At 68.6% G+C, this 5505-nt stretch carries 5 protein-coding genes; 2 read left to right on the top strand and 3 right to left on the bottom strand.

The genetic code is table 11. The annotated features are described in order from the left end of the window. From AC5RUJ_RS10290 to AC5RUJ_RS10280, 3 genes are all read right to left on the bottom strand, one after another. Positions 1-784: ATP-binding cassette domain-containing protein (locus tag AC5RUJ_RS10290; protein ID WP_494155828.1), on the bottom strand; the 784-nt coding region annotated here is incomplete at its 3' end. A gap of 114 nt (positions 785-898) precedes the next feature. Beyond that, positions 899-2017, bottom strand: coding sequence for an ABC transporter substrate-binding protein (locus AC5RUJ_RS10285; protein ID WP_493999521.1), 1119 nt, complete (start codon positions 2015-2017; stop codon positions 899-901). Positions 2018-2076: 59 nt separating this feature from the next. Further along, positions 2077-3087, bottom strand: a complete 1011-nt coding sequence (locus AC5RUJ_RS10280; RefSeq protein WP_493999522.1) for an NAD(P)-dependent alcohol dehydrogenase — start codon at positions 3085-3087, stop codon at positions 2077-2079. Between the two features lie 217 nt (positions 3088-3304). Between AC5RUJ_RS10280 and AC5RUJ_RS10275 the strand changes: the two genes are divergently transcribed. Both AC5RUJ_RS10275 and AC5RUJ_RS10270 read left to right on the top strand, forming a co-directional pair. Continuing rightward, the gene (locus AC5RUJ_RS10275; protein WP_494128170.1) at positions 3305-5278 is read left to right on the top strand and encodes an APC family permease; all 1974 of its coding nucleotides are present in this window, start codon (positions 3305-3307) and stop codon (positions 5276-5278) included. Beyond that, positions 5275-5505, top strand: a 231-nt coding sequence (locus AC5RUJ_RS10270) for a TRAM domain-containing protein (protein WP_494155827.1), incomplete at its 3' end; no start/stop codon positions are given. The genes AC5RUJ_RS10275 and AC5RUJ_RS10270, both read left to right, overlap by 4 nt.

Below are 5505 nucleotides of genomic sequence, written 5' to 3'. Positions count from 1 at the left end.
CCCCCTCGGTCCCGCCGTCCGTTCCTGCCGCGCCGGCCGCCGCTGCCCCGGTCTGGGCGGCGCGCTGGGTCACGACGTTGTCCGTAGCTCCGGTGATGGCGGCGATCAGGTCGTCGGTCGAGACGTCCTTCATCCGGAACGTGCCGTTGTTCTTCCCCAGCCGCAGCACCGCGACACGGTCGGAGACGGCTTTGACGTCCTGCATGCTGTGGCTGATCATGATCACCGCGAGGCCGTTTTCGCGCAGCCGCTCCACCAGGTTCAGCACCTCGGCCGTCTGCGCCACGCCGAGGGCTGCGGTGGGCTCGTCGAGGATGATGAGCTTGGGGCTGCCGAGCAGCGACCGGGCGATGGCGACGGTCTGGCGCTGGCCGCCGGAGAGGGAGGCAACCGCGATGCGGACCGAGGGGATCTTCGCCGAGAGCTGGCGCAGCAGCTTCCACGACTGGACCTCCATCTCCACTTCGTTCAGCCGCCAGGCGCCCAGCTCCCGGCCGAGGAAGAGGTTGTCTACCACGCTGAGGTTGTCGCAGAGGGCGAGGTCCTGGAATACCGTGGCGATGCCCAGCTGAATGGAATCCACCGGCGTGTGGATCGTCACGTCCTGGCCGTCGAAGTTCACGGTACCGGCGTCCTGGGGATGCACGCCCGCGAGGATCTTGACCAGCGTCGACTTCCCGGCGCCGTTGTCGCCGACGAGGGCGACCACTTCGCCGGCGTGGACGTCCAGGTCGATGTCGGTCAAGGCGGCCACGGCACCGAAGTGCTTGCTCACGCCCCGCATGGACAGGACCGGGGCGGTAGCCTCCGGCCGTTCCGCTGACACAGTGGACACTGCTTCCCCTTCCCTTACGACGGCAGTGCCGCGGTGGGCGCGGCACCGCCGTCCGCGGCTGCGCTACTTGATGCCGAGTTCGTCGCAGCCCGCCTTGTACTCGCCGGTGCAGATTTCTTCAGGCTTGTAGATGCCGCCGTCGAAAATCACTTCCTTGACGTTCTCCTTGGTGACCACCGTCGGCACGAACAGCGCTGACGGGGTGTTAAAGAGCGTCGCGTCGGGTTCGGGGGTCTCGCCGTTGAGCAGCTGGACCGCCACCTCTGCCGACTTTTCGGCGACTATCTTGATGGGCTTGGAGATCGTGTTGTACTGGTCGCCCTTGATGATCCGCTGGATCGCGGCGACCTCCGCGTCGTTGCCGGTGACCGGCGGGAAGGGCGAGACACCGGCGGCCTTCAGGGCGGCGATGGAGCCGCCGGCCGTGCCGTCGTTGGCGGCCACGATGCCGGTGATGTCTTCACCGAACTGGGTGATCTGGCCGGCCACCCAGTCCTGGGCCTTCGACGGCTGCCACTCCGGGGTGTCATACGAGGCCAGGATTTTATGCTCGCTGGCCTCGACCGCTTCCGTCGCGCCCTCCTTGATCAGCTGCGCGGCCCGGTCCGTGGGGGAGCCGTTGACCATCAGCACCCCTCCGGTCTCTTCGCCGTCGGCGTCCAGCTTCTTGACCAGGTCCTCGGCGATGAGGCTGCCGATCTTCTTGTTGTCGAAGGAGACGTAGAAGTCCGCCGGCGTGTCCGGGACCGGCCGGTCGTAGGTGACAACCTTGATGCCCTGGCCCTTCGCGGTGTTGACCAGCGAGGCGGCAGCGGTGCTGTCCACCGGGTCCAGGACCAGGACCTCGACGCCCTGGGTGATCATCGCGTTGGCCTGCTGCTGCTGCTTGTTCGCGTCGCCGTCGGCGTTCTGGTACAGCACCTCGCAGCCGCCGCACAGTTCTTCGACCTTGGCCTTGAACAGCGGGCTGTCCTGCTGCTCGTAGCGGGTCGAAGCACGGTCCGGCATCAGGAACGCGATCTTGCCCTCGGCCTGGCCGCCGCCACCGCCTGCTGTCCCGCCGCCGCCGCCTCCGGCACCGCCGCCTTCACCGCCGCCGCCGCCACCGCAAGCAGTCATGCCGGCTGCAAGAACGAGGGCCGTGGTGAGGCCCATGATTCCCCGTGTGTTCTTCTTGTTCATCGGAACTCCTCTTGCTGGGGGCGTGCCGCGTTGCCGTTCGTGCGTTCCGGCGTCCGCGGTCAGAGCCGCTGGGGGTAGATCATCGCCTTGAGCGATTCGGGTTCGGTGGAGGTGTTTTCCAGGGCGGCCGCGGTCTGCGGCAGGGCAAAGCTGTGCGTTACCAGTCCCTCCAGGTTGATCCGGCCTGAGGACACCAGGTCAATGCCCAGCGGCCAGGTGTTGTTGTACCGGTTCACCATCGAGATGGTGATCTCCTTCCAATTGAGCGTGGACAGGGGCAGCGGCACCTCGTCGGCCTTGGCCAGACCGATGACGGCTGCCCGCCCGGCCTCGCGCAACCGGCCGAGCCCGGAGGCGAGGACGCCGCCGGCGCCCGAGCATTCCAGCAGCACGTCAAAGGTTTGCGCCGCGGGCGCGTCGCTCTTCTCCACCGCGAAGCCGTGGTCGCGGGCCACGCCGAGCCGGTACTCGGAGATGTCCGTGACCGTGACGCTTCCCGCGCCGAGGGCCCGCGCCGCCTCGGCGGCAAGCAGGCCCACCGGTCCGGCGCCGGTGATCAGCACGTCGTCGCCGGCCTGGAGGTTCGCCCGCCGGCAGCCCCACAACCCCACGGACAGCGGCTCGAGCAGCGCGCCGTCTTCGTAGCTCATCGAATCCGGGATCGGGAAGTAGCAGCGGGCGTCCATGGCCAGGTACTGCAGCAGTGCGCCGTCGTAGGGCGGGGTGGCCAAAAATTCGAGGTTCGGGCAGAGGTGGTAGCGCCCCGCCCGGCACTCTTCGCAGCTGCGGTCCGGCGTGCCCGGCTCGACGGCCACCCGGTCGCCGACGCGCACGTTGCCGACGCCTTCGCCGACGGCGACCACCTCGCCGGAGACCTCGTGCCCCAGGATGAACGGACCGTCAACGACGAAGGGGCCGATCTTCCCGTAGCGGTAATAGGCGACGTCGGAGCCGCAGACCCCCACGGCTTCCACCCGGATCACGGCCTGGCCCCGGCCCGGCTCGGGCATCGGGCGCTCCTGCATCTCGATGCTGCTCAGGCCGGTCATCACGGCGGCGGCATTGCCCATCCAAGACTCCTTAGCGAGCAGTCACTGGGTCAAACGGCCCCGGACCCCCGAATGTGATACAACGCACATTCATACGCATATGCTAACCCCGGCGGACGTGCCGCCGCTATGAAAGTGCGGGTCGGAGGCCCCTTGGCCCCGTAAATTCCGGCCGGCAGTCTAGACTCTAAGCCGTGAAGATCCGGACCCACTGGCTGCATGTGCCACCGAGGGAAACGTGCTGACATTCCTCGATGCCCTCAAGCGGGTCCTGGTGGGCAAGCCGTTCCGAAGCGAGCGGCTGAAGCAGGATGCGCTGCCGCGGCGCCTGGCGGTTCCGGTCTTCTCAGCGAACGCGCTCTCCTCGGTGGCCTACGCCCCGGACGAGATCCTGCTCACGCTGGCACTGGCGGGCGTCGCGGCGATTGCCCTGTCGCCCTGGGTCGGACTGGCGGTCATGGTGGTGCTGCTGGTCCTGGTGGCTTCCTACCGGCAAAGCATCCACGCGTATCCGTCCGGCGGCGACTATGCGATCGCCACCAGGAACCTGGGCAAGCCGGCGGGCATCACGGTGGGCTCCGCGCTGATGCTGGACTACGTGCTCACCGTCGCGGTGTCCATGTCTTCGGCGGCCCACTACCTCGTGTCCGCCGTTCCGGCGCTCAAGGGCTGGCAGCCCGGAGCGGCCGTCGCCGGCATCGCGATCCTCGCCCTGCTCCATCTGCGCGGGCTGGGACGCGGGCGCCTGACCGTGGCGATCGCCACCTATGTCTTTGTGGGCACCGTGCTGCTGATGTGCCTGGCCGGATTTGTCCTTGACCTCACCGGAAACCTGGGCGAGGCACCCAGCGCGGCGTTCGACGTCGTGCCGGAACCCGGCCTGGAGGCGGGCCTGACCGGGCTGGCCGGCGCACTGCTGGTACTGCGGGCCTTCTCCACGGGCGCCGCCGCACTCACCGGCCTGGAGACACCCGCCAGCAACGTGCCGGCCTTCGAGAAACCGCGCGCCAGGAACGCCGGCTTTGCGCTGCTGATGCTGGGCATCTCCGCAACCGTGATCACCATGGCGGTGATGTACCTGGCCCGGGCCACGGAGGTGCGGGTGGTGCAGGTCCCCGCCGACCAGCTGCGGCTGGACGGCGGGCCGCTGCCGGCGGGCTATTTCCAGTCCCCGGTGCTCAGCCAGCTGGCGGAGACGGTTTTCGGCGGCGGCGCCCCGCTCTTCTACCTGACGGTCGCGGCCACCGCGGCAATCCTGGTGCTGGCCAGCCATTCGGCGTTCAACGCCTTCCCGCAGCTGGCATCGATCCTCGCCACCGACGGCTTCCTGCCCCGCCAGCTGCGGACCCGCGGGGACCGGCTCAGCTACAGCAACGGGGTGCTCGCGCTGGCGGCCGCGGCCGTGGTGCTGGTGCTGATGTTCAACGCGGACGTCACCCGGCTGATCCCGCTCTACGTCATCGGCGTGATCGTTTCCTTCACCTGCAGCCAGCTGGGCATGATCCGGCACTGGTCCCGCGAAATACGGGCCACGCCGCACCGGCCGGTGCGGCGCCGGATGCTGCGCTCGCGGTTCATTAACATGGTCGGCTTCATCCTGACCGTGACCGTGCTGGTGGTGGTACTGGTCAGCAAGTTCGTTTTCGGAGCCTGGCTGGCCGTGCTCGGCATCATCCTGCTCGGGCTGGTCATGCACCGCATCAACCGCCATTACGTCCAGGTCGCCCGCGAGCTCGCGATCGACCCGGACCAGCCGACCACCGCGCTGCCGTCCCGGGTACACGCAGTCATCCTGGTCTCGCACGTACGCAAACCGACGCTCCGGGCGCTTGCCTTCGCCCGGGCCTCGCGGCCGTCCCGGCTCGACGCCGTGGTGGTGGACCTGGACCGGGAACAGACCGAGCAGACCCTGCGCGACTGGGAGAAGCTCAACATCCCGGTTCCGATCACGGTGCTCGCTTCCCCGTACCGCGAGACCACCACGCCGATCATCGACTACATCAAGAGCATCCGCCGGGACTCGCCCCGCGAACTGGTGGTGGTCTACATCCCCGAATACGTGGTGGGACGCTGGTGGGAGCAGCTGGTGCACAACCAGACCGCGCTGCGCATCAAGACCCGCCTGCACTTCGAGCCCGGCGTCATGGTGGCCAGCGTGCCGTGGCAACTGGCCTCCTCCGATTCCGTCCGCCGCTACCAGGAGCTTTCATGACCGACCCCGCACCGCAACTGATCGAGCTGACCGTCGGCGCTCCGGCGCACGGAGGCCACTTCGTCGCGCGGCACGACGGCCGCGTGGTGTTCGTCCGGCACGCTCTGCCCGGGGAGCGGGTCCTGGCACGCGTCACCGAGGGCGGACCGGACGCGGGATTCTGGCGGGCGGACGCCGTCCGGGTGCTGGAAGCATCCCCGGACCGGGTGGAGCATCCCTGGGCGCCC

It is taken from the genome of Arthrobacter sp. Y3223164, from assembly GCF_059091005.1.
The sequence above is the reverse complement of the archived record's forward strand: the minus strand, read 5'-3'. Positions and strand labels throughout refer to the sequence as shown.